Genomic DNA, 21734 nt, shown 5'->3' on the forward strand with positions numbered 1-21734 from the left:
GGTGCCAGGGGCGGGTGCCAAGATCGCCGCATGGGAGTCATCTATGGCTACTTCGCTGCTGCTGACGATGACGACGCGGTCCGGGCCGTGATGCGTGAGGACGACGAACCGACCGCGACGGGCTATGACGGGTTCGACGTCAACGGTATGGATCCGACCGTCGACCTGCTGCCGGCGGAGGTGATCCTTTCGGGCCGGTCTGCCGAGACCATCCAGGCGGACCCGCGGTACGGTCACCTGCTCGCGACGGCCGACGATGGGCAACTGTTGTGTCTGTCGCTGACAGATGCCCTGCGTGACGCGTTCGCCGCCGCTGACCGCGGTTCATTGCACCACGTGGCCCAGGTATGGGCCGCATCGGACGTGTTCCCCACGCCGCCGGATCCACAGGGCCTTGCGGAGTTCCTCGAGCAGGCCATCGACCTGGCGGGCCGGGCGGTCGAGCGAGGGCATCGCCTCTACTGCTGGATCTGCGTCTGACGGGCGCCTACCCCCTTGCCTTGCCAGTTCAGCGCCAGGGAGGAGGTTGAGACGGGGACCGTCGCTAGCTCCTGATCAGACTGTAGGGGGTTCCAGTAGTTCCCGCCGAGAAAACAACGCTAAGGAATGATCCGCAGGTCAGTGCGCGGGTTCCATCGTGGCCTTCTGCTCGTCGTGCTCGCGCAGCATCCGCATCACGGTCGCCGGAGCGGGGTGCTGGCCGCGCTTCTTTCCGATGCGGATGACGAGGCGGGAGGCGATCTCGCGCAGCGACAGGTGTTCCTCGTCGCGCAGCCGGAGCGCGGTGGCGAGCATGTCCTCGTCGGAGACCTTCATGCCGCCGATGGCCTTGCCCTTGCCGCGGGCGGTCTCCTGGCCTTCGAGGGTCTTGTCGCGGATGTAGTCGCGTTCGGACTCCGCCATGGCGGCGAAGAACGCGAACAGGGCCGCCCCGTGGCCGGCCGGGTCGTGCTTGCCCGCCAGCGGGCCGGTGAGGAATTCCAGCTCGATCTCGGCGTCGCGTAGTTCCTCGGCGACCTTGAGCAGCTCCAGGGCGCCGCGCCCCAGCCGCTTCATCTCGTGCACCACGAGCGTGACCTTCGCCCCCAGTGAGCGGTACTCGCGGGCGGCGGCGAGGGTCGCCTTCATCTCCGGGCGCTCGCGCACGCGCGTGCTGATCTGCTCCTGAAACAGCCGGTGCACCTGGGAAGCTTCGAGGGCGTCTACCTGTGACCGGATCTCCTGGGTGCGGGTGGAGACACGCGCGTACCCGAGACGGATCTCCATCGGGACGGCGGGCGCCGCGAGCTTCTGCACCGGTAGAGCGGTCCAGGCCGAGCCGGGATGCCGGACGGCGGGGGTGGCCACGTGGAGTTCGGAGCGGAGCGCGGGGACGAGTTGGAAGCGGGCCGTGTGGTACTTGAGCGCGACCTTGCCCGCGGTGGTCCGGCAGGGCGAGCCAGCCGGGGCGGTGCAGGTGGACATCGGGCACTTGTGCGCTTCGACGAGCTTGTGCGGGTCGGTGATCACGCCGGGATCGTTTCACAAGTGCGTTTCACTGATCAAGAGGAAGGAAACGACCGGTGAAACGCGGCGGCCTGCGGGAGCGCCGGTCGGGCGCGGTGTTGCAACAGGGACCACCTATGAAACACCTTCATCGTTCTGGCATGCCAGATGCCTGACATGGCCGAGGTGCCGCCGGGCGAGTCAACGGGACAATAAGTTGATCTTGAAGCTCCGGTGACTGCCCAACTCTCCGATTCGCCCTCGGCGAGGATGCGGTGGACCGTGGCGCGGAGGGGTGCTGACCCTTGCTCACGCCCTGGCGGGCGCCGCGTTCGTTTACGTGGTCGGCCACGCAAGTGATCGGCGCGCCCCGAAGCGAGTCGAGGTGGCCGCCTCGCTCCTGCGTCCGGCATTACTTGGCTAGCCACATGATTACTGTTACGTTGGTTATGTGGCCAGCCACACTTCTGGTGGCCGAAGGGATGGAGTCATCATGAAAGCAATCGTTTTCGACCAGTTTGGCGGCCCGGACGTGCTGCACGAGGCGGACATCGAGGTCCCGCAGCCCGGACCTGGCCAGGTCCGGGTCCGTGTGAAGGCCGCCGGGCTGAACGCGCTGGACGGCAAGATTCGCGCCGGGATGCTGGAGGCCGTCCGCCCGACGGCCTTCCCCGCCGTCCCCGGTGGCGAGCTCGCCGGCGTGGTGGACGCCCTGGGTGAGGGCGTGAGCGACGTGCAGGTCGGCGATGAGGTGCTGGGCTGGTCGGACACCGGCTCGTACGCCCAGTACGCGCTGGCCACCACCGTGGCCCCCAAGCCCGCCGGCCTCGACTGGGAGAACGCGGTCGCGCTGCCGGTGGCCACCGAGACGGCCGAGCGGGTCCTGAACCAGCTTGATGTCGCCGCCGGGGAGACCGTGCTGATGCACGGCGCGTCCGGAGCGGTCGGCACCCTGGCGATCCAGCTCGCCACAGCCCGCGGGGCACGCGTGATCGCCACCGCGGGCCCCTCCAACCAGGACTACCTCACCGCGCTCGGCGCCATTGCGACCGTGTACGGCGAGGGCCTGGTCGAGCGGGTGCAGGCGCTGGCCCCCGATGGCGTGGACGCGGTGTTCGACCTGGCCGGGAAGGGAGCCCTGGAGGACTCCATCACCCTGCGGGGCGGCACCGAGCGCATCGTCACCATCGCCGACTTCGGTGCACGGCAGCTGGGCATCACCTTCTCTCAGGGGTCCCAGGAACGCTCGACCGTCCGGTTGGCCGCCCTGGCCCAGGACGCCGCGGCCGGCAAGCTCGTCACCACCGTCACCGCCTACCCGCTCGACCAGGCGGCAACGGCCCAGCAGGTCAGCGACGCCGGGCACGTGCGGGGCAAGCTCGTCCTGACCGTCGACTGAGCACGCCCGCCCACCGCCTCCCCCCGACCACCCGCTGCCTTTACGGTGACCGGCCGGTCACCGCCCTATCGAAGGACCCCCTCATGCTGAACGCCCTGTGGACGCCGACCACTCTCGGCGGCATATCTCTGCCGCACCGCCTGGTCATGGCCCCCATGACCCGTGACCGCTCCACGCCGGAGGGCGTGCCGACCGAGCTGAACGCCGAGTACTACGCCCAGCGGGCCTCGCACGCGCTGATCATCACCGAGGGGACCCAGCCCTCCGCCGACGGCCAGGGCTACCTCCTGACCCCCGGCGTCTACGACGACGCGCAGATCGCCGGGTGGCGCAAGGTCACTGACGCCGTGCACGCGGCCGGTGGCCGGGTCGTCATCCAGCTGATGCACGTCGGACGGATCTCCCACCCTGACAACACTCCCCACGGGCGCCAGCCGGTCGCCCCGTCGGCGATCCGCCCCCAGGGCGTGATGTTCACCGCGTCCGGGCCCCAGGAGATGCCCGAGCCCCGTGCCCTGTCGACGCAGGAGGTCGCGGCGACGGTCGAGGACTTCCGGCGCGCGGCTGCGGCTGCCGTCGCGGCGGGCGCGGACGGTGTGGAGATCCACGGCGCCAACGGCTACCTGGTGCACCAGTTCCTGTCCGACAACACCAATCAGCGCGCCGATGGCTACGGCGGCTCGATCGAGGGCCGCATCCGCTTCGCGGTCGAGGTCGCCGCCGCGGTGGCCGACGAGATCGGCCCGGAGCGCACCGGTATCCGTATCTCCCCCGCAAACCCCTACAACGACATCGCCGAGTCCGACACCGCCGAGCTGTATCCGGCGCTCCTGGACGCCCTGCGCCCCCTGGACCTGGCCTACCTCCACGTGATGCACGCCGGCGACGAGGCCCTCCTTGACGCCCTGCGCGCGCAGTGGCCGACCACGCTGATCCTCAACCGGGGCGGCACCGACCTGCCCGCCCGCGCCAAGGACATCGACAACGGCACGGCCGACCTCGTCTCCGTCGGCGCCCTCGCGCTCGCCAACCCGGACCTGGTCGAGCGGCTCCGCGCCGGCGCGGAGCTGAACGCCCCCGATCCGGCCACCTTCTACGGCGGCGGAGCGGCCGGCTACACCGACTACTCCACCCACACCGGCTGAGGAAACGAACCATGCCCACCCCCGACCCCCGCATCCCCACGACGGCCGGCGCAGGACCGATGAGCTACGCGATCTTCCAACTCGCCCGCGCCCACCGCGCCTACGCCGCCACCCTGCTGCGCGAGATGGACCTGCATCCCGGACAGGAACTGCTGCTGATGCACCTTCTCGACCGGGACGGCCAGTCCCAGTCCGAGCTGCTCGAATGCCTCGGCGTGGACCACTCCACCATCTCCAAGGCGCTACGCCGCATGCAGGACGCCGGCCTGGTCATCCGCGAGCCGGCCGCACATGACCGGCGCGTCATGGTGGTCCACCTCACCGACAAGGGCCGTGCCATGCGCGAGCCCATCGCGGCCCTGTGGCAGGCCCTGGAGGAGACCTCCGCCCGGAATCTGTCGGAGCAGCAGGCGCAGTCCTTCGTGGAGACCGCGTACGCCATCACCGAGGCGATCAGCAGCCGCGCGCTGCCGGAAGAAGAGTCCGCGTGACTCCCCGGTGTGCACCCCATGCCCGCGTACGCCACACCACAGGTGACAAGGGGCACGCGGCCTGGGGTGCACACCGTCCCGCATGCGGCGCGACCACCTCCAGGTCGGCCGTATCACCCACCCCGTCCCGGCTGCCTTCGCACGCGGCACGTGGCGGCGAGGCGTACCGCGGATCCGCCCCCATGGCCCGCCATCATGAGCCCCCGGCGCGCAGGCGCCTCCGTCTGCAGCCACCGCCTGTCAGCCTGATGGAAAGTGAGACCTCCATGCCTGCCACCGACCCCACCACCCTCCCGGTCCTCGTCGTCGGGGCGACCGGCTCCCTGGGGAGCAAGGTCGTCGACGAACTACTCAAGCGCGGCAAGAACGTCCGCGCCCTGGTGAGGCCGGCCAGCGACGCCAGCCGGCTCGAAAGCCGGGGCGTTCAGATCGCCCGCGGCGACATGCTCGACGTCGACTCGCTCGTGGCCGCCATGAACGGCGCCGACGCGGTCATCACCACCGCCGCCGGCTACACCCGCGGCGGCAAGAACGCCAACGACATCGACACCATCGGCAACGCCAACCTCGCCGAGGCCGCCCACCGCACCGGCATCCGGCGGTTCGTCCTGACCAGCATCCTCACCAGCGACCAGACGCCCGATGTCCCGCACTTTTGGCACAAGAAGCTCGCCGAGGACAAGCTCGAACAGCTCGGCGTCCCGTTCGTCGCCCTGCGCCCGGGGGCGTTCCTCGACCAGGTCGCCAGCATGGCGGGCGACCCGGTCGACAAGGGCCGCATGCTGTGGATCGGCAAGGCCACCGTCCCGCTGACCTTCGTCCACACCTCCGATCTCGCGGCGTACCTCGCGGCCGCGGTCGACGCCGAGGCCGAGGCCGGTGAACGGATCGACATCGGTTGGGACCGTCCGGTCAGCATGCGAGAGGTGGCCGACGCGATGGGCAGCCGGGCCGGAAAGAAGATCAAGGTGTGGGCCGTCCCGTCCGCCGTCGCCCGCGCCGCAGGAGCCGTCACCGGCCGCTTCATGCCCCTGATCAAGGACCTGGCCGCGATGTTCCGCTGGTTCGAGACCGGACGCTACGTCGCCGACCCCCGCCGCCAGGAGCAGCTGTTCGGCCCCGTCCCCACGGCCGAGGACGCCCTCGCCCGGTTCACCGACGAGCTGCGCACCGCACAGCACCGGTGACAGGACCGCGTCCCAACCCTCGCTGCCCGGCGGCCTCACCAGGACGCCCCGGCCTATCCCTCCTGGCCGAGCCACTCCACACGGTTCCGGCCGAGCCGAACGGGTGATGGGGCGGTCGCTCAGGGCTTCGCTGTCGGGGATGGGGGACACCTGGTGAAGCGCCGCGGTCGCGGGGCTTCACCAGGTGTCCCCCATTGACAACCAGATGTCCGCACCTGACTGGGCGATTCGCCGGGTTTCGGCAGAGGATCGAGAGGTGCTGCGGCGACCACTTCGCCGCGGGCCGCAGCGGGGCGACCCCGCAGGGCCGTACCCGACAGGTAAGGAGCTGGCATGGACAGGCGTGCAGCATCCGCAGGCGCCGCCTCTGCGACGATGCGCGCGGTCGTCGTCACTCAGCCCGGCGGCCTGGATGCCCTTCAGGTCACCACAGTGCCGATGCCCGAGCCGCAGCCCGGATGGGTGCGGATCAAGGTGAAGGCGTTCGGCGTCAACGAGTCCGAGGTCTCCACCCGAAAGGGCGAGTCGGACCCGGAGGTCACCTACCCGCGGATCCCCGGCATCGAGGGTGTCGGTGTGGTCGACCAGGCCGACGAGGACAGCGCTCTGCGCCCGGGCCAGCAGGTGGCGACCATGATGGGCGGCATGGGCCGGTCCTTCGACGGCTCGTACGCGCAGTACGTGACCGTCCCGGAAGGGCAGGTCATCCCGTTCGAGACCGGCCTCCCGTGGGAGGTGGTCGGTGCGCTGCCGGAGATGTTCCAGACCGCCTACGGCTCCCTCGCCACGGGCCTCGGGCTGCAGGCGGGGCAGACGCTCCTGATCCGCGGCGGCACCTCCACGGTCGGGCTGAGCGCGGCCACGATCGCGAAGGACCTCGGCGCCACCGTGCTGTCCACCACCCGCAATTCGGAGAGGGCCGGGGAACTGCGGGACGCAGGTGTCGACCATCCTCTGGTCGACAACGGCACCATCGCCGACCAGGTGCGCGAGCTGATGCCGGACGGCGTCGACGCCGCACTGGAACTGGTGGGCTGCTCGGCCCTCGCCGACACCTTCCGCACCGTCCGCCGCCACGGCACCGTCTGCTTCACCGGAGCCCTGGCGGGCCAGTGGGCGATCCCCGACTTCAGCCCGTTCACGATCCCGAGCGGGGTGCGGCTGACCGCCTACGCGGGCGAGGCCTCCGACCTGCCCGCGCAGGTGTTCCAGCAGCAACTGCAAGCCATCGCCGCCGGGCGGCTCAAGGCCCCGGTCGCGAAGGTCTACCACGGCCTGGAGCAGGTTCACGAAGCCCAGGCCGACGTCGAGGCCGGCACGACGCCGGGCAAGCACGTCGTGCTGCTCGACGACTGAGAAACACACACCCTTCCACGCCGGTCAGGTCAGAGCCGGCCGGCCGCAGCATGCACGAAAGGAATCGACATGGGCGTCAACAAGGAAGAAATCAGCAAGACCATCATCGAACTGGAGAAGTCCTTCAACGAGCGGTGGAGCGTCGGCGACAACCGCGGCTACCTCGACGGGTTCGCTGACGAGGTCAGCTATTTCGACCCGATCCTCAAGAACATTGTGGTCGGTCGAGACAAGGTCATCGCATGGATCGAATCCATCTACTCCAACCCGCACATCGTTCGCAGCGAGTACCTCAACCCGCAGGTTCACGTCAGCGACAGCGGTGACTTCGCTGTCCTGGCGTACAACCTGAACACCTACGTTCTCGACGAGAACGGCAGGGAGAAGCAGCTGCGCGCATGGAACGCCACTCACGGTTACCGCCTCATTGACAACCAGTGGCGCATCGTGCACTCCAACTGGGCATTCGCCCAGACCGTGACGGAAAAGATCGCTTCCTGACCGGGAGACGCCCCCTTCGGCGCGCACACCGAAAACGAAAACCAGCATGACCGACAGATTGGAGAATGTCGTGACCCCCGAAGAAGTCGAATCGCTCGTCGAGTTCGAGAAGTCCATCCAGTGGCAGTGGAGCTCGGGCGACCCGACAGGCTACATGGACGCGTTGGCCGAGGACGTCAACTACGTCGATCCGCTCGCCGAGTACGTGATCGTCGGCCGTGAAGCCGTGCGTGCGCATTTCAAGCGCATCCACACCGGCCCCTCGGGCATCATCCGGCAGGAGTACCTGAACGAGATCGCGCGCCCGCTCAGCGACGACGAAGTTCTGCTGATCTTCACTTTCAATACGTACCAGCCGGACGACAACGGCGGGGAGAAGCTGTTCCTGTCGTGGAACATGTCGGAGATCTTCCGCAAGACCGACGGCCAGTGGCAGCTGAGGCACGCGCACCTGTCCCTGCGTAATGCGTTTGATCCCGACAGCATCCCGAAGCTGCGCGATTCGTGGCTTCGCAGCAGCGTCGGCAAGTAGCGCGGCCTGCCGGGGAGGCCTTAAAGCAGCATCCACTTCTCGGAGTTGACAAGGCGGTACGGAGTGCCGACCGGGGGCTGGAAACCGTACAGGGGAACCGCGGCCTGCCCGCGGCGTCCGACAGAACGCCTGGGGTGTCGCTTGTCGACCATCACGTGTCCGCAGCCTACCGCCCGTTTCGCCCGCTTCAGGGAAAAGGATGGGGCGTGCCGTCTGCGTCCGTGGCCGACGCCTCAGCCCGCTACCACCTGAGAAAGGAAACACTCATGAACGGATCGACCCTGCAGACGTTCGCCACCGAGTGCGCGGAGGAACTTCCCGCAGCCCAGCTGGAGCATCCCTTCGGCCCGGACTGGGAGGTCTTCAAGGTCCGCGGCAAGGTCTTCATGCTGATGACCGAGGTCCCCGGGCGCCCCGTCGTGATCCTCAAGGCGGACCCCGAGGAGGCCCACGCTCTCCGGGAAAGCAACAGCCACATCACCCCCGGCTACCACATGAACAAGAAACACTGGATCACGCTGGAGGGCGGGACAGGCGTCAACGAGAAGCTCGTCAGGGAACTCGTCACCGACTCCTACCTGCTCGTCGTCTCCCACCTGCCCAAGGCCGAGCAGCCCGTTGACCCGCACACCTACGGCACCAGCACGCGGGCGGCCCGGTGAGCACGGCCGGTGACCGCCTCCAGGACACCGCCCGCAAGACGGCCCTCGCCCTCCCCGACGTCAGCCACGGCCGCCCCTTCACCCCCGGACTCGACGTGTACAAGGCCGCGGACAAGGTGTTCCTGATCGTCACCGACGACCCGGAGGAACAGATCATCACGGTCAAGTGCGAGCCCGAGCACGCGCGGGCACTGGAGCGCGGCTACGCCTCGATCACCCCGGGCCGCTATCTCGACAAGAGGCACTGGATCTCGCTGGGGCCCGGGCGGGGCATCACGAAGCGGCTGATCAACGATGCGGTCGAGCACTCCTACGACCTGGTCGTCGACGGTCTGCCACAGAGCGAGCGCCCGCCGCGATCCCCTGGCCCGGACGCGGCCGCCAGGTGAACGTTGGCCGCGCCCCCTTGGACACTGGCCGGCCTCAGATCAGCCAGGCGGCTCTGGGAGCTGGCGATGACGTCGCCTCATCGCGTCTCCGCGCCCGGCACTTCACCGTGGCCGATTCGCTGCTCTACAGCCCGGCTCCGGGATCGTCCGTCGCCACGGTCCGCAGCGGCCGGTGTCCCTGGTCGTCGAGCTGGGCCAGTTCGTGCTCGTAGTCGACGGTGATGGAGCCGTAGTAGTTCACCACCGAGCTGCGGGCCGGCGAAATGTGTGCCAGGACCTCGGCGTCCACCTCGCGGCCGGCCCCGCGCAGTTCGCCGACGGCCAGGCCCATGTACTCGGTGTGCCAGCAGACCACCGCGTTCGTCACCACCGTCAGGCACCACGCCTGCTCGTTCTGCTGCTCCGGCTGACGGCGGGTGACCTTGCCCTCGCGGGCGTAGTGGAGCTGGCGGCGCAGGGCGTGCAAGGACTCGCCCTTGTTCAGCTGCCGGGCGATCTTGCGCCGGTAGCCCTCGTCCGACAGGTACTTCGCGGCGTAGATCGTTCTGCGGATCGCGCCGTACTCCTTCAGCGCGGCGGCCAGCGCGTTCTGCCGGGAAGACGCCGAAAGCTTGCCGACGATCAGGGAGGCGGTGGCGTGCCCGTACTTCAGCGACCCCGCCAGCCGCAGCAGGTCGTCCCAGTGATCGGCGATCAGGTTGAGGTTGGCCTTCTTCGTCAGCAGCGGTCCTGCCTTTGGGAACCGCTCCTCGTAGTCGCTCTTGGCGCCCACCCGGTACAGGGTGATCTTGCCCAGATCGCGGATACGGGGCGAGAGCTGCTTTCCCACCAGGTCGAACAGGCCGAAGTTGACCAGGGTGACGCCGTGCGTGTCCGTGGCATGTTCGGTGATCGGCAGGTCGGTGGCGTTGCCCAGGATCTCGTCCAGCACGTAGTGCGCCTCGCGGTGCGTGGCCACGATGACCTTCGTGCCGAAGGTGGAGTGCTGGTCGGAGACGTGGGTGTAGGTGGAGATGCCCTCGGACACGAAGTACTTGTTCAGGTGCCGGGCTGTGATCGACTTGCCCCGGGTGGGGAACCGCTGGCCGTCGGAGGAGGACAGGGTGCCGGAGCCGAACATCGCGGTCACCGGCAGCTTGTGGTGGTAGTTGACCAGGTAGATGTTCGCTTCGCGGAGCGTCTCCTCGCGGATGTACCACTCCGCGGTCCACGCCAGCACGTCGTAGGGGATGCCGCAGGACGCGGCCATGCCGTGCAGGCCGAGGTTCGTGGAGAGCCCGATCAGGCAGGCGATCAGATTCCTCTTGAGCTGCGCAGAGCGGGCCTGTTTGCCGCCGGCGTGGACGAAGCAGTCCAGGAAGCCGGTGTGCCGGTCCATCTCCACCAGCAGCGAGGCGATCGGCACGTTCGGCAGCATCCGCTCCAGCTCGGCGTGCAGCTCCTCGGCCTCGGACGGGATGTCCTCCGCCGTCAGCGGCGAGATGACCAGCTCGCCGGCGTCGTTCAACCTGACCGGCCCGTCGCCGCGCCCCAGGACCTCCTCCAGGTCGGTCAGGGCCTCGTCGAGTTCGTCCATCACCAGCGGCAGGGCCTGTGAGGCGTCGGGGCTTTTGCCGACCAGGCGGCAGAACTCCGTGCGGTGCGTCTCCCACTGGGCGGGCTTGAACAGGTAGGCGGCCGGGTTGTCGTAGCGGCGCGAGCCCGGCACATACACATCTCCCGAGCGCAGGCCGTCGCGCAGCGCGAGCAGCGTGCACAGCTCCCAGTAGTGCCGGTACGCGGTTGCGTCGCCCTTGGCCGCGGCCTCGTCGAGGTAGCCCTGCCAGCGGGTCGGCACGAACAGCGTCGGTGCGTTGTCGGGGACGTTGCGGGCGCCGGTGGCGTTCAGCTCCCGCAGGATCGTGAGCGCCTCGATCAGGGGCTGCGCGTCGGTGCCGCCGGCGAACCGCACCGCCTGAAGCACCTTCGGTGCGAACTGCCGGATGTAGGTGTAGGAGCCCTCCAGCAGCGCCAGGTGCCCGTGGTCCTTCGGCAACCGCACCGTGGTCCCGGCGTGCGCGGCCCGCAGCCGGGACATGCCGATCTTCCCGCGCAGCAGCGTCCCCACCGCCTCGTCCAAGATACCGGCATCGGCCAGCACGGGCAGGATCTCCTCCAGCAGGGCGAGCCGGTCCTCGGAGAGCTTGGCCCGCTCGGCAAGCACCTCGCGCAGCTTGATCCGCGCGCGGGACTCCGAGCCCGACAGGGTCTGGTCGAAGAGCTGGACGACGGAGTCCAGGACATCGATCGAGGACTGGGCGAGCAGTGTCAGCAGGATCGGATGGCGCCGGTTCGGCTCGCGCCGCACCAGGGCCTGCGCGGTCAGACGGCGCCCGATCTGGGCCAGGTAGCGGCGCCGTTCGGCGGGCAGGGACGACATGTCGAGTGTGTCCGCGCCAAGTCCCCGCAGGAACCTCAGCTTCTCGACCTCGCCACCCACGCTCGTCGGCGACGCCTGCACCGGACCGGTCACCAGCCAGTGCAGCCGCGAGGACCGCAGCTGCGCATCGAAGACCAGCAGCCCGTCCAAGCCCTGCGCCCGCTCGGGGTTCAGCAGATGAGCCACGCGGGCGTGGGTCTCGTTCTCCGCGGCCTGGCGGGCGGCGGCAACCTTCTCCAGCAGCGAGACGACACCCGGCCGGATCACCTTCGCCGAACGCAGGTACTCGCAGCCCAGCCGGAACAGCAGGCTCGGGGCGTCGTGCTCCATCGCGCGGGCCAGCAGGAACTCGTCCAACTCCTTGAGCTCGATGGTCTTCGCCTGCTTCCACCCCAGATACTCGGCGATCTCCCGCAGATGATCGGTACGGGTCTGCTCACGCTCGCCGTAGCCCTCCAGATCGGCGACGGCGAGCCCAAGCTGGCGGGCCAGGCGGCCGACCGCCGCAGGCGGAGCGGCGGACACATCATCGGGGACGAAGCCCAGCCAAGGCAGGGCAGACAACTGCACAGCGGCGCCGAGCACGTTCTGGGCCCGGCGGAACTTCCGCAGGAACGCCTCGTCCGCCGGGGTGAGGGTGAAGTACCGGATCAGCTCGTCCTTGCCGATCGTCGGGAACGACCGCAGGGCCTCCAGCTCCTCATCACTGAAAACCCTCGTCGCCATCCGCCCGCCCTCCCATCACCGTCACCCGGTCAGCCCAACGAGCCACCCTGCGCACGGCAACGGGCCACCGCCCCGCCTTCCCCTAGATCACCCCAGATCAGGGGGAGCCTCGCAGGCTTAGCGTTGTTTTTTCGGCGGGAACTACTGGAACCCGTGTAGGCCCGTGTTCCTGCTGGCGGGAGACGGGATGGAGACGCCGGTGTCCGCGATGCCCGTGGTAGCGCCACTAGTCCTCGAAGTCACCATTTGCGGCGATGGGCCAGCCGTTGGCCGGTGCGGTGTCGTAGTGGAACTGGTCATCGTTCAGGACTTCAGCGGGCGTCTTCCAACCGGATCGTTTTCCGGGGCCTGCTGTTGAGGCGTGAGACACGACCTGGAGCTCATCTGGCCACCACCTGGCCAGGTCGGTGCCCCTGGGAAAGTACTGGCGGAGAAGCCTGTTCGCGTTCTCGTTCGTCCCGCACTGTCAGGAACTGTGCGGGTCCGCGAAGTAGACCGCGACGCCAGTGTCGAGCTTGAACTGGGCGTCAACGCCTTCATTCACCCTGCCGGCCTGCCCATCACACTCCCACCACTGCGAGTGTTGCGACGACCGGTTGAATCCACCCTGTGACCCGGCATCGGCGTGAAGTCTCAACTCGTCTTGGCTCTGGGGGGATTCCGTCCCAATCGCGTTGCCAAAAGGCCATGTCCAGGGCTTCCAGGACGAGCGGGTCTCTTTCCTTGTCGCGGCGGACCAGCCAACGATCCGGCGAATCTGCCCGCACAGTCGCACTGCAGCACGATAAAACCATCCGCCACTGGGAGATCCTGTACCACTCGCGCTATACCCGCTGGTCAGCCGTGCCGCCACTGCTTGGAAGCGGTACCGCGATGGCCTGGGTCAATGCCGGTTAACAAGGTGTTTGCTGTCGTAAGGACATTCTGAGGTTGCCTGCAGCAAGCGTCAGAATGCTTTCTGTCTTCTCCGGCGTGGTGTGCCGGATCCACCGGCGAGGTAGTAGGCGATCTCGTCGGGCTTGATTGATGCTGCGGCGTGCCAGTGCCCACCGCTGGTGGGTGGGCATGTCGCCGTCGAAGTCCTCGATGGACGTGATCTGCAGGGCGGCCCAGAGATAGAGGCGCGGGCCCTTCGCGCCGTCACCGCACGAACGTCTCTCCCATGCCTCGCCCGGTGTCTGGGAGAAGAGGTGATCGATGCGTCCGAAGTGCGGCACCTGCTGGGACTTCGGGACGGCCAGGACGTAGCCGATGGCGGTCTCTTCCCAGCATGCGGCGCAAGCGCCGCATGCTGGCCGTAGGCGGAATCGGCGGTCATCCAGGCGATCGGCAGCGGAGAGGCGATCACCCGCAGCACCATGGCCCTGGCCAGGTCAGGCTTGGTTGCGAAGGTGCGCTCGTCAGGAATGTGGGCGGCGCGGCAGCGGTCGCGGTCGGTGGTCCAGGACTTGGGCAGATACAACTCCCGGTCCACCAGGGCGCGTCCGCGTGTGGTGGCATAGGCAGCGAACACGCCGATCTGGCAGTTTTCGGTGCGGCCGGCGGTTCCGGAGTACCGGCGTTGCACGCCGGCCGAGGTGGTGCCCTTCTTCAGGAAGCCGGTGTCGTCGAGGATGAGGATGCCGTCGGGCTCGCCGAGTCGTTCGGTTACGTAGTGCTGGAGGTCGTCGCGGAGCTCGTCGACGTTCCACCGGGCGCCGTTGAGGAGCCGCTGCAGGCGGTCAGGGGTTCGGTTTTCAGCGTATTCGGCCAGTTGCCAGCCGTTCTTTCGGCCGACCGGGCCCAGCAGTCCACGGATGTAGTCACGCATCCTGCGACGCGGCTCGACGCGCTTGAAGCGGTGGCCGGTACGCAGGAACAGTTCCTCGAGCTCGTCGTTCCAGATCTCAACTGCACGCTCGTCAATCACGCTAGGAGCCCAGAGCGTTGCCACTACCGACGGCGGCTGCACACGATCGAGGGGCGGCCCGGGAAAGAGAACACAGGCCGGCAATCAGCTCACTACACTCACCGAAACCGCCCCTGAACAGGGAAAACGTCAAAGTGCTGCTGGAGTATTAGGCAATCAATTTGGCGCGAGCCTCAAAAAATCATGACCCCAACGTCGCGCTTCACCGGGCAGGTCCACAGTCTGCCCACCGCACTGGAAGCTTACGAGGCAATGATCACTCGCGCCAAATCAGCTTCACCTTCCTGAGGGCTGTCCCGTGATCCCCGGCGGGCGCACGACGACAGCTACGGCACTCCCCCAAGCTCTTCGGGCAGGGGGGACCCCCACACCGCGTTGTCGGATCGCCCGGATACGCCCAGCATGAGGACGACCCTCCGCCTTGCGATGCTCCCCCACAGCCCGAAAGGCGTGGGAGGGGCCCCCAGCATCTGACGCCGCGCGCTGATCCACCGGGGATTACGGGACAGCCCTTAGGGTGCCGCGTCGGCACCTGTCAGGCATGGCCTACGACCCGAATCCCGTGGATGGAACGGCCAACTCCCCAAGGAGTTTCGATCTGTCGGCTGCGTTTCGACACTCGTTTGGTCCATTGAGAGGAAAGGCCAGGGAGGAGGTCACAGCTGCGTCTCCGCCTGCCCCTGTAGCGAATATGCCCAGGTCACAGTCACAAGTGGAGTGTCCGGTTACTTGGCGGGCTTCCCCTCGGTATACGGACACGGCCACTCGGAGGCGGTTCTGAGTTTCGAAGTGATGACCTGCATGGTAAAGATTGGGGCGCAGGCGGCCATAGCGCCCGCCACCCTGTCATTGAGTGCAAGGAAGAAGAAATGACTCAGCGTTCCCTACGAGATCTGCTTGACGAGCTCGACACCGATAAAGTCAGCATCGACGAGAGCGGTCGCATCAGAAGCAGTGACCCGAATGTCGAAGCCCGTCTGAACGAGCTGAGGGATCTCCTCGACGTGAAGAAGCTGGCGAGGATGGACGACAGCAACGGAAGCATGTGCCATTGCACCGTCCCGCCGCCCCCCATGCAGTCGGGCTGTGCGCTGCAGTGACTGATACCGCTGCCATCCCAGGCGTCCTGGACGAGGAAATCCTAACGGCCTTCAGCGATGAGATCCTGCATCTCATCGTGCTCCCTACTGAACAGTGCAACTTTCGCTGCGTCTACTGCTACGAGGACTTCAGCGTAGGCACCATGAAGGCTCCCGTAGTTACGGGTGTAAAGCGGCTATTGGAACGTCGAATCCCTACCCTCAGGCAGCTCCACATCGGCTGGTTCGGTGGGGAGCCGTTGATCGCCCAGAAGGTAATCGAGGATATCTCTGAATCGGTACTGATGCTCACACGCACGGCGCCTGGAATCACCTACACGAGCGAGGTAACAACCAACGCTTATAAGCTCGACCTGGCGACCGCCAAACGGCTGCACAAGCTCAACATTCGACACTATCAGATCACGCTTGACGGTCCTGAAAAATTTCATGACCGAACGCGCATTCGACGCGATGGGGGAGGGTCATTCCAAAAGATTTGGACCAATCTCCTGGACCTTAGATCGAGTTCTCTCGACATCAGCGTAACCCTGCGGGTACATGTCACGCCAGCTAACTTGGATGTGATGCCTGAATTTCTACTCGGAATTCGCAAGGAATTCCTGAAGGACAGCAGATTCGTCATCCTCCCCAAGGCTGTGGGCCACTGGGGTGGCCCAAATGATAGTGAATTCAATGTCCTGGGGCATGCTGAAGCAACTCAAGCGGTCAGCGCGCTAGAGGAGCTTATTCGCGGGCAAGCTGGGAGCGAAAAGGTCTACCGCCCAGGCAACGTCTGTTATGCGTCTCGACCTAACTCGCTCCTAATTAGGGCTTCTGGTGACGTTGGGAAGTGCACAGTAGCGTTGTCTGACCCCGCAAACAGCATTGGCCGTCTGCTTGAGGATGGCACTCTCGAATTGCGGGAGGAAAGTCTGGGGCCCTGGCTCAGGGGCTGGAGCAAGGATTCTTCCAAGGCTCTTGGGTGTCCACTTGTGGGTCTCCCGCGATCTGCAGGAGAACCGGTTCTCATGCAGATCGGAGTCCGTCCCCCTGGCTCTACAAAGAGTGGCGATGTCGAAGTCGGTAAATGATTTCCTGTATCACTATCATCGAATTCCCCGTTCCCCTTTGGGGTGCTGGTCTGAAAGGCTGATCGAGTTTTTCCAGAGGGGCACTCCGCCAGAGTCCGATGAACGCGCGAAGGTAATTTCATCTCTTAGTAACGCCGCTCTGGTATTTGCCTATCTAGGGGACCTAGATAGGGCAAGAAAGATCTGCGAAGCGCAACTCTTCTGGATCGCAAATCAAGCGGATGGTCTCCCTCCGAGACGGTCGGCCCATCTTCTCCACCTGGCTCTCGACCCGTGGGTGAATATGGGGCGCTTGCTGGGATTCAAAGGGGAAACAAAAGGCGCCTTGGCGCATTTTTCTGATGTCTACTCGATTAACTTGGGTAGAGAGGTTCACCTTGGGCCGTGTCGAATCACTCCACAGATCTGGTCGGTGATCCTGGACGATGATCCGGACATGAAGGGAGTTCCTCGAGCTGTCTACGTGATCGACTCTCTAAAGGCATTCTTCCAGGCCCGAGATTTTCACGGTGCACTCGAGTTCATTAGCAGCCTGAAATTCATCGAGCATGCTGGAATCCGCTCCCTGGTGAACGAGGGTGAACTGATCCCCTATCCACGGAAAGGGTTGCACTATCTGGTTAACGAGGGGATGACAATCGCTAAATCCCGTCTTGGCTGGCATGGCGACGTTCTCGAGAGCGCAACTAGTCTTCCAGTCGGCGTGGATATGTACTACCAGGCTGTCATGATGCTCTATGGCATGGAAAGCCGTCTGGCACTGGGGCAGGAAACTGCTGTCCTGATTCGAAAGTTGGCTATTCTGGTAATTGGTGGAACCTTTGATTCCATCCCGCCAACGACGATGTTGCGGTTTATCGAAAAGTATGGTGATTTACTTGAGAGACTCAAGGAAGATGAACTCGCGCTTGGCGTTTACATGAAAGGTGTTCGGCTGGCCCGGAGGATTAACGACCAAGTCTCTGAATGGACTTTTCTGAGGTCCTTGATGCTACTGGGGGTCTACTCCGAGGAGCAAGAAGATTGGAGACTTTCATACGAGCGGCTAATCGCTGGCTGTGAATATGGCGTTGTGTGTAGGGTTGAAGGTAAGACCCATTCGCCAGCCTGGTCGGGGAGTGTATACGAGAGGCTGCTAGAAGTAGTAAAGAATCTTACGGGTGCCACGGAGATTTTGACCTGATCGCGCAAGAGCCTGGCTGCAGGATGGTGTGTCATTGCTTGATGGGATCTCACGCCTCGTGAGATCCTTAGCGTCAGGCCCTTGTTGGTGACCCTGATGGGCCGGAGACGACCCACGAGGAGTCTTGATGGGAAGCAGTAACCTGACTTTGACGGCGTACTCGCTATGCAGTCAGGTTATGCCGATCACGGTGGCGTCGCCAAACCGCGACTGGATGTCAGTGACTGATCAGAGGTTCGCCAATCGCTGCTTGCCTCTTCTTATTGCGAATCAGAGTGGCTGGGTAATCCATAACACTGTTGACTTCCAGGCGAAGTGGAGTGGCGGCGACTGCAAAAAATCGCTAGTTATTACACACGACCGGAGCGGGCCCGCTCCGTTGGCCCGTAGTCATTTTGGTCATGGTATTATCACGTGGGATATCCCGTATCTTTTCCGTACGCCGCCCGGGTATAATTTGCTTGTCCGTGGCCCCGCGAACTACCCCAAGGATGGGGTGTGTGCGCTGGAGGGTGTTGTAGAGACGGACTGGACGGCTGCAACGTTTACCATGAACTGGAAAATGACACGTCCCTTCACGGAAGTCGCCTTCGAAGAGGGTGAAACGATTTGCATGGTCGTGCCTCAGCGTCGCGGTGAGCTGGAAGCATTCCAGCCAGAGGTGCGGAGTCTAGAGTCCCACGCTGAAGAGAAACGCCGGTGTAAAGCATTTACTGCTTCGCGTCAAGCCTTTCTGGAACGACTTCCGGATCTCGGGCCGTCAGAGGCGAAATGGCAGAAGAACTACTTCCGCGGCCGCGATGCTGAGGGCAACACCCCTATGCCGGAGCATCAGACCCGACTTCACCTCCAGCCGTTCGGAACACCGGGCAGTGAGGGGCGCGAATGCCAACCAGACTGCACCAGTCAGGCCACTAAAGCGGAAGCGGTGCCCGCCGGAGCGGGATGCAGTTGCGGCTGACCAGCCGCTCTACGACGCGTGATGGTGGTTACAGTTCGGCAATCACCGCCACCGCAGTCATTTTCTGGCCGACCCGGCCTGCTAGACCCCGATGACCTCCCAGCCGATAGTTCGAGGCGAAGAGGTCATGCAAGAACCGTGCCAGATCGCGCGGGGGATGGTGGGGACCAACCCGCCGGCCAGCCAGGCCCCGTTGCCGCTCCGCCGCAGGTCAGTAACCGCCCGTAGATAGCCCAAGCTTCCCAAGCTGAGCTCCCGGAGAGGCACCCATCGACCATAGAGGCTGGGGCGCCGTTTCCATGAAGCAATACCTCGCCTCGATCGCCCAGGGTTGGGTACGGCCAGAGTCGTGTCTGGTGCACGCGGGTTGGTCACCCGTAGGCGTGCGCTGGTTGATCGTGCGCGACTAGGGGAGCTGGTTCGGGCATGGCGGTTGGCGCTGCTCAGGGTTCGGAAGAAGGCGACGTCGACGGATCGTGAACGCGATCTTCTATGTGGCGCGGACCGGGTGCGCCTGGTGCCAGCTGCCGAAAGACTGCCCGCGTTGGCCCACTGTGTACTGCTACTTCAGCTGGTGCACGACGACAGCACTGTCGAGCAGGTCCAGGACACGTTGCGCGGCTGGGTCCGCGCGACTGACGGCCGCAATGCAGAGCCGAGCTGATCGGCTCGGAGTCTGTGCGCACGGGGCGCCGACGCCCTCAGCTGATGGTCCGTGGCTGCAGGTAGCGTCACGTCTCCCCTCGCGTCGACCTGCCGCAGATGGGTACGGTCAATGTCGGCTCTGGCGCGTCGGGTTGGTCCCCTGCCGCGCCAGCGGATCGCGCGCGACTAGGGGAGCTGGTGCGGGCATGGTGGTTGACGCTGCTCGATCGGGGGACGGGTTCACGTCGGCGGGGGCGACGCGGGTGATGGTTGCCGCGTGCCGGGCTGCGGGGCTCGATGACAGAAGGGCGGAGTTGATCCGTCTCGGAGAAAACGCGTTGTTCCGGCTGGCTTCTGTGCCGGTGATCGTGCGGGTGGCCCGCGGGGAAGAGTGGCTGCCGAAGTCGCGCAACGAGGTGGCTGTGGCGCGGTGGCTGGCGGCGGAAGGGTTTCCCGCTGCGCGCGTCGTTGAGGATCTTGAACAGCCCTTCATGGTCGGCGGCCACCCTGTGACGTTCTGGCATCTGATCGAGGAGGGGGATCGCAAGGCAACGTACGGGGAGCTGGGCGCGATCCTGAGGGATCTGCACTCCTTGACGCTGCCGGCTGACCTGGAGCTGCCCTCGTTCGATCCCTTTGACAAGCAGGAGTTGCGGCTCGATCGGGCGGTGATTCCTGGGGATGACAAGGTCTTCCTGCGGAAGCGGTGGCGGGAGCTGCGGGACAAGTTCGAAGAGTTGCGGTTCGAGAGTCCCAAGGGGCCGGTGCACGGTGATGCTCACGTGCAGAACCTCATGGTGGACGATCAAGGGCGCGTGATCCTGATCGACTTCGAGGCCTTCTGCTTCGATCATCCTGAGTGGGACCAGATGGTCACCGCCGTCGAGCACCACAGTCTTGGATGGCAGACCGACGAGCAGTACGCCGACTTCGTCAGGGCCTACGGGCGGGATCTGTACGAGTGGCACGGATACGAGACGCTGCGCGGGTTGCAGGAGTTCGGCATGACGACGTGGCTGATGCAGAACGTGCAGGAGGACGAGCGGACGGCGGCTGAGTATCGCCGGCGTATCGCTGGGCTGCGCAATGACGACGGGCCTCGGGACTGGCGTCCCTGGTAGCCGCTATTCGTCGTCCAGGCGGGCGAGGGCGTCGTGCACCTGGTCGTTGAAGGCGGCCACGACGGGGTTCGCAGCGTGGATGCTCACTTCGGTTTGGAAGTCGGTCACGTAGCGCTGGAAGCGGGAGGACTGGAGGGTGTCTCCGCCGTCCACGGCCAGACTGGCTGTCGTGACGGCGGCTTCCAGTTCACCGTTCAGCAGGTGGCTTTGGGCGAGCACCATGCGGCAGAACCCCAGGGTGCGGGCGTACTTCGGGTCTGTCTGATCGACTGCGCGTTGCGCTGCCTCGATGGATTCGCGTCGCATCTTGAGGTCGCGGAAGCAGTGGCAGAGTTCGCCCATGAGTTCCGCGGAGTCGAAGTAGTCGAGCCACGCGGGGTCGTCGGCGGTGTCGGCATGCTCGAAGTGGCGTTCCGCTTCGTTCATCGCCCGGCCGGCGCCGATCGAGTCTCCTCCATTGGCCAGGGCACGGGCTTCCATGGCTGAGTAGTTCGCCATGGCTCGTGGCGTGGCCCGGCCCTTGGCACCTTCGACGGCGGCGCGCGCGAGTTGTATGGCCTGGGCGTGGTTGCCCAGGTAGTTGGCTTGGTGGCTGAGGTTGCCGAGGATGCGGGCACCGAACATGCGGTCGTCGATGACCTGTGACAGACGCAGTGTCGACGTCAGGTAGCGGTGGGCGAGTCGCTGGTTTCCGGTGTCGTACGAGGTCCATGCGAGGAGCTGCGAGACCTCGGCAGCGGCGCCGAATAAGGCGGTGCCGACCTTCTCGCTGTAGCTGGCCTCCAGGAGCGGAAGGACCTCCTGGCGGAAGTAGTGGCGCAGTGCCCGGTGGCCGTGGCCTCCGCCGTACTTGAAATCGAGCTGCATGAACATGCTTGCCGCATCTCGGATGGCCCGCACGTCGCGCATGCCGATGCGTTGGTGAGCGGGCCTGTCGGCCTCGACGCCGTCGGGGCGCGCGATCATCCACGACAAGACCGCTGAGTTGAGATCAGTGTCCGCGATCGTCAGATGGTCGGGGGTCACGGCTTCAACGCGCTCGTCGGCAAGTCCTTCGAGCATGGACAGCACGTCAGACACGGTGCCCGGGTAGCCGATCGGCTGCGGCGCCGACTGCTGGAGCTGGCGGAAGAAGCCGAGGTCGGCCGGTGTGATGCGACGGTTCAGCTTGGCACTGAGAACGTCCGCCATGACGGCCGCCGTCTGGGGCTGGATGCCCGCGCCGTCTCGCCAACGCTGCACGGCGACGTGCGTCGTCCCGAGACTCGTTCCGCGCTGGGCCGCGGCGTCCTGCATCCGCTTGGCGAGCCCCTTGTTGGAGACGTTCGCTTCGGTCATGACCGCGATCAACTGTGCGTTCGGCTCTCGGCTCATGCTCCCCTGCCAACCCGAGAATGACAGCGAACATTCATCGTGGCACAGAGCTACGACATTGGAGGGGTTCATCAGT

19 protein-coding genes and 2 pseudogenes are annotated in these 21734 nt (G+C 65.6%); 16 read left to right on the forward strand and 5 right to left on the reverse strand.

Features of this window, described 5'->3' with window-relative positions; genetic code table 11:
- The first annotated feature begins 30 nt into the window (after window positions 1-30).
- Window positions 31-480, forward strand: coding sequence for a hypothetical protein (locus N4G66_RS19835; protein WP_261705460.1), 450 nt, complete (start codon window positions 31-33; stop codon window positions 478-480).
- A gap of 138 nt (window positions 481-618) precedes the next feature.
- Here N4G66_RS19835 and N4G66_RS19840 read toward each other — a convergent pair whose 3' ends face one another.
- On the reverse strand, window positions 619-1509 hold the full coding sequence (locus tag N4G66_RS19840) for a recombinase family protein (RefSeq protein WP_261705461.1): 891 nt from the start codon (window positions 1507-1509) through the stop codon (window positions 619-621).
- A 469-nt stretch (window positions 1510-1978) separates the two neighbouring features.
- Between N4G66_RS19840 and N4G66_RS19845 the strand changes: the two genes are divergently transcribed.
- From N4G66_RS19845 to N4G66_RS19885, 9 genes are all read left to right on the forward strand, one after another.
- Window positions 1979-2884: an NADP-dependent oxidoreductase gene (locus N4G66_RS19845; protein ID WP_261705462.1), complete on the forward strand. Its 906-nt coding sequence runs from the start codon at window positions 1979-1981 to the stop codon at window positions 2882-2884.
- A gap of 83 nt (window positions 2885-2967) precedes the next feature.
- The gene (locus tag N4G66_RS19850) at window positions 2968-4029 is read left to right on the forward strand and encodes an alkene reductase (protein ID WP_261705463.1); all 1062 of its coding nucleotides are present in this window, start codon (window positions 2968-2970) and stop codon (window positions 4027-4029) included.
- A gap of 11 nt (window positions 4030-4040) precedes the next feature.
- On the forward strand, window positions 4041-4520 hold the full coding sequence (locus tag N4G66_RS19855; RefSeq protein WP_261705464.1) for a MarR family winged helix-turn-helix transcriptional regulator: 480 nt from the start codon (window positions 4041-4043) through the stop codon (window positions 4518-4520).
- Between the two features lie 266 nt (window positions 4521-4786).
- A complete protein-coding gene (locus N4G66_RS19860; protein WP_261705465.1) occupies window positions 4787-5707 on the forward strand; it encodes an SDR family oxidoreductase in 921 nt (306 codons plus the stop codon).
- A 375-nt stretch (window positions 5708-6082) separates the two neighbouring features.
- Window positions 6083-7063 (forward strand): alcohol dehydrogenase catalytic domain-containing protein, encoded by a 981-nt coding sequence (locus N4G66_RS19865; protein ID WP_261705524.1) that lies wholly within the window; start codon window positions 6083-6085, stop codon window positions 7061-7063.
- Window positions 7064-7132: 69 nt separating this feature from the next.
- Window positions 7133-7564 carry a YybH family protein gene (locus N4G66_RS19870; RefSeq protein ID WP_261705466.1) on the forward strand — a complete coding sequence of 144 codons (432 nt, stop codon included), beginning with the start codon at window positions 7133-7135 and terminating at the stop codon, window positions 7562-7564.
- A gap of 46 nt (window positions 7565-7610) precedes the next feature.
- A complete protein-coding gene (locus N4G66_RS19875; RefSeq protein WP_261705467.1) occupies window positions 7611-8096 on the forward strand; it encodes a YybH family protein in 486 nt (161 codons plus the stop codon).
- Between the two features lie 266 nt (window positions 8097-8362).
- Window positions 8363-8758: an MmcQ/YjbR family DNA-binding protein gene (locus N4G66_RS19880; RefSeq protein WP_261705468.1), complete on the forward strand. Its 396-nt coding sequence runs from the start codon at window positions 8363-8365 to the stop codon at window positions 8756-8758.
- Entirely contained in the window at window positions 8755-9147 is a 393-nt protein-coding gene (locus N4G66_RS19885; protein WP_261705469.1) for an MmcQ/YjbR family DNA-binding protein, read from the forward strand. The genes N4G66_RS19880 and N4G66_RS19885 overlap by 4 nt, the downstream gene beginning before the upstream one ends.
- 124 nt (window positions 9148-9271) lie before the next feature.
- On the opposite strand, the gene N4G66_RS19890 is transcribed toward N4G66_RS19885, so the two are convergent.
- The 3 genes and pseudogenes from N4G66_RS19890 to N4G66_RS19900 form a co-directional block, all read right to left on the reverse strand.
- Window positions 9272-12292: a Tn3 family transposase gene (locus N4G66_RS19890; RefSeq protein ID WP_261705470.1), complete on the reverse strand. Its 3021-nt coding sequence runs from the start codon at window positions 12290-12292 to the stop codon at window positions 9272-9274.
- 226 nt (window positions 12293-12518) lie between these two features.
- Window positions 12519-12815, reverse strand: a pseudogene (locus N4G66_RS19895) (transposase); the annotation flags it as partial.
- 423 nt (window positions 12816-13238) lie between these two features.
- Entirely contained in the window at window positions 13239-14201 is a 963-nt protein-coding gene (locus tag N4G66_RS19900; RefSeq protein WP_261705471.1) for an IS701 family transposase, read from the reverse strand.
- Window positions 14202-15070: 869 nt separating this feature from the next.
- Between N4G66_RS19900 and N4G66_RS19905 the strand changes: the two genes are divergently transcribed.
- The 6 genes and pseudogenes from N4G66_RS19905 to N4G66_RS19930 all read left to right on the forward strand — a co-directional run bounded on the left by N4G66_RS19905 (window position 15071) and on the right by N4G66_RS19930 (window position 20284).
- A complete protein-coding gene (locus N4G66_RS19905; RefSeq protein WP_261705472.1) occupies window positions 15071-15301 on the forward strand; it encodes a hypothetical protein in 231 nt (76 codons plus the stop codon).
- Window positions 15298-16374 carry a radical SAM protein gene (locus N4G66_RS19910; protein WP_261705473.1) on the forward strand — a complete coding sequence of 359 codons (1077 nt, stop codon included), beginning with the start codon at window positions 15298-15300 and terminating at the stop codon, window positions 16372-16374. The genes N4G66_RS19905 and N4G66_RS19910 overlap by 4 nt, the downstream gene beginning before the upstream one ends.
- A gap of 292 nt (window positions 16375-16666) precedes the next feature.
- Window positions 16667-17557: a hypothetical protein gene (locus N4G66_RS19915; RefSeq protein WP_261705474.1), complete on the forward strand. Its 891-nt coding sequence runs from the start codon at window positions 16667-16669 to the stop codon at window positions 17555-17557.
- Between the two features lie 127 nt (window positions 17558-17684).
- Window positions 17685-18518, forward strand: coding sequence for a DUF6065 family protein (locus tag N4G66_RS19920; RefSeq protein WP_261705475.1), 834 nt, complete (start codon window positions 17685-17687; stop codon window positions 18516-18518).
- A gap of 464 nt (window positions 18519-18982) precedes the next feature.
- Window positions 18983-19087: pseudogene (locus N4G66_RS19925) on the forward strand (transposase); the annotation flags it as partial.
- Between the two features lie 282 nt (window positions 19088-19369).
- Window positions 19370-20284, forward strand: coding sequence for an aminoglycoside phosphotransferase family protein (locus tag N4G66_RS19930; RefSeq protein WP_261705476.1), 915 nt, complete (start codon window positions 19370-19372; stop codon window positions 20282-20284).
- A gap of 3 nt (window positions 20285-20287) precedes the next feature.
- Here N4G66_RS19930 and N4G66_RS19935 read toward each other — a convergent pair whose 3' ends face one another.
- Window positions 20288-21658, reverse strand: a complete 1371-nt coding sequence (locus N4G66_RS19935) for a sporulation protein (RefSeq protein WP_261705525.1) — start codon at window positions 21656-21658, stop codon at window positions 20288-20290.
- Between the last annotated feature and the right edge of the window lie 76 nt (window positions 21659-21734).

The sequence above is a fragment of the Streptomyces rhizosphaerihabitans genome (assembly GCF_025399795.1).
Taxonomy (GTDB): Bacteria; Actinomycetota; Actinomycetes; order Streptomycetales; family Streptomycetaceae; genus Streptomyces; species Streptomyces rhizosphaerihabitans.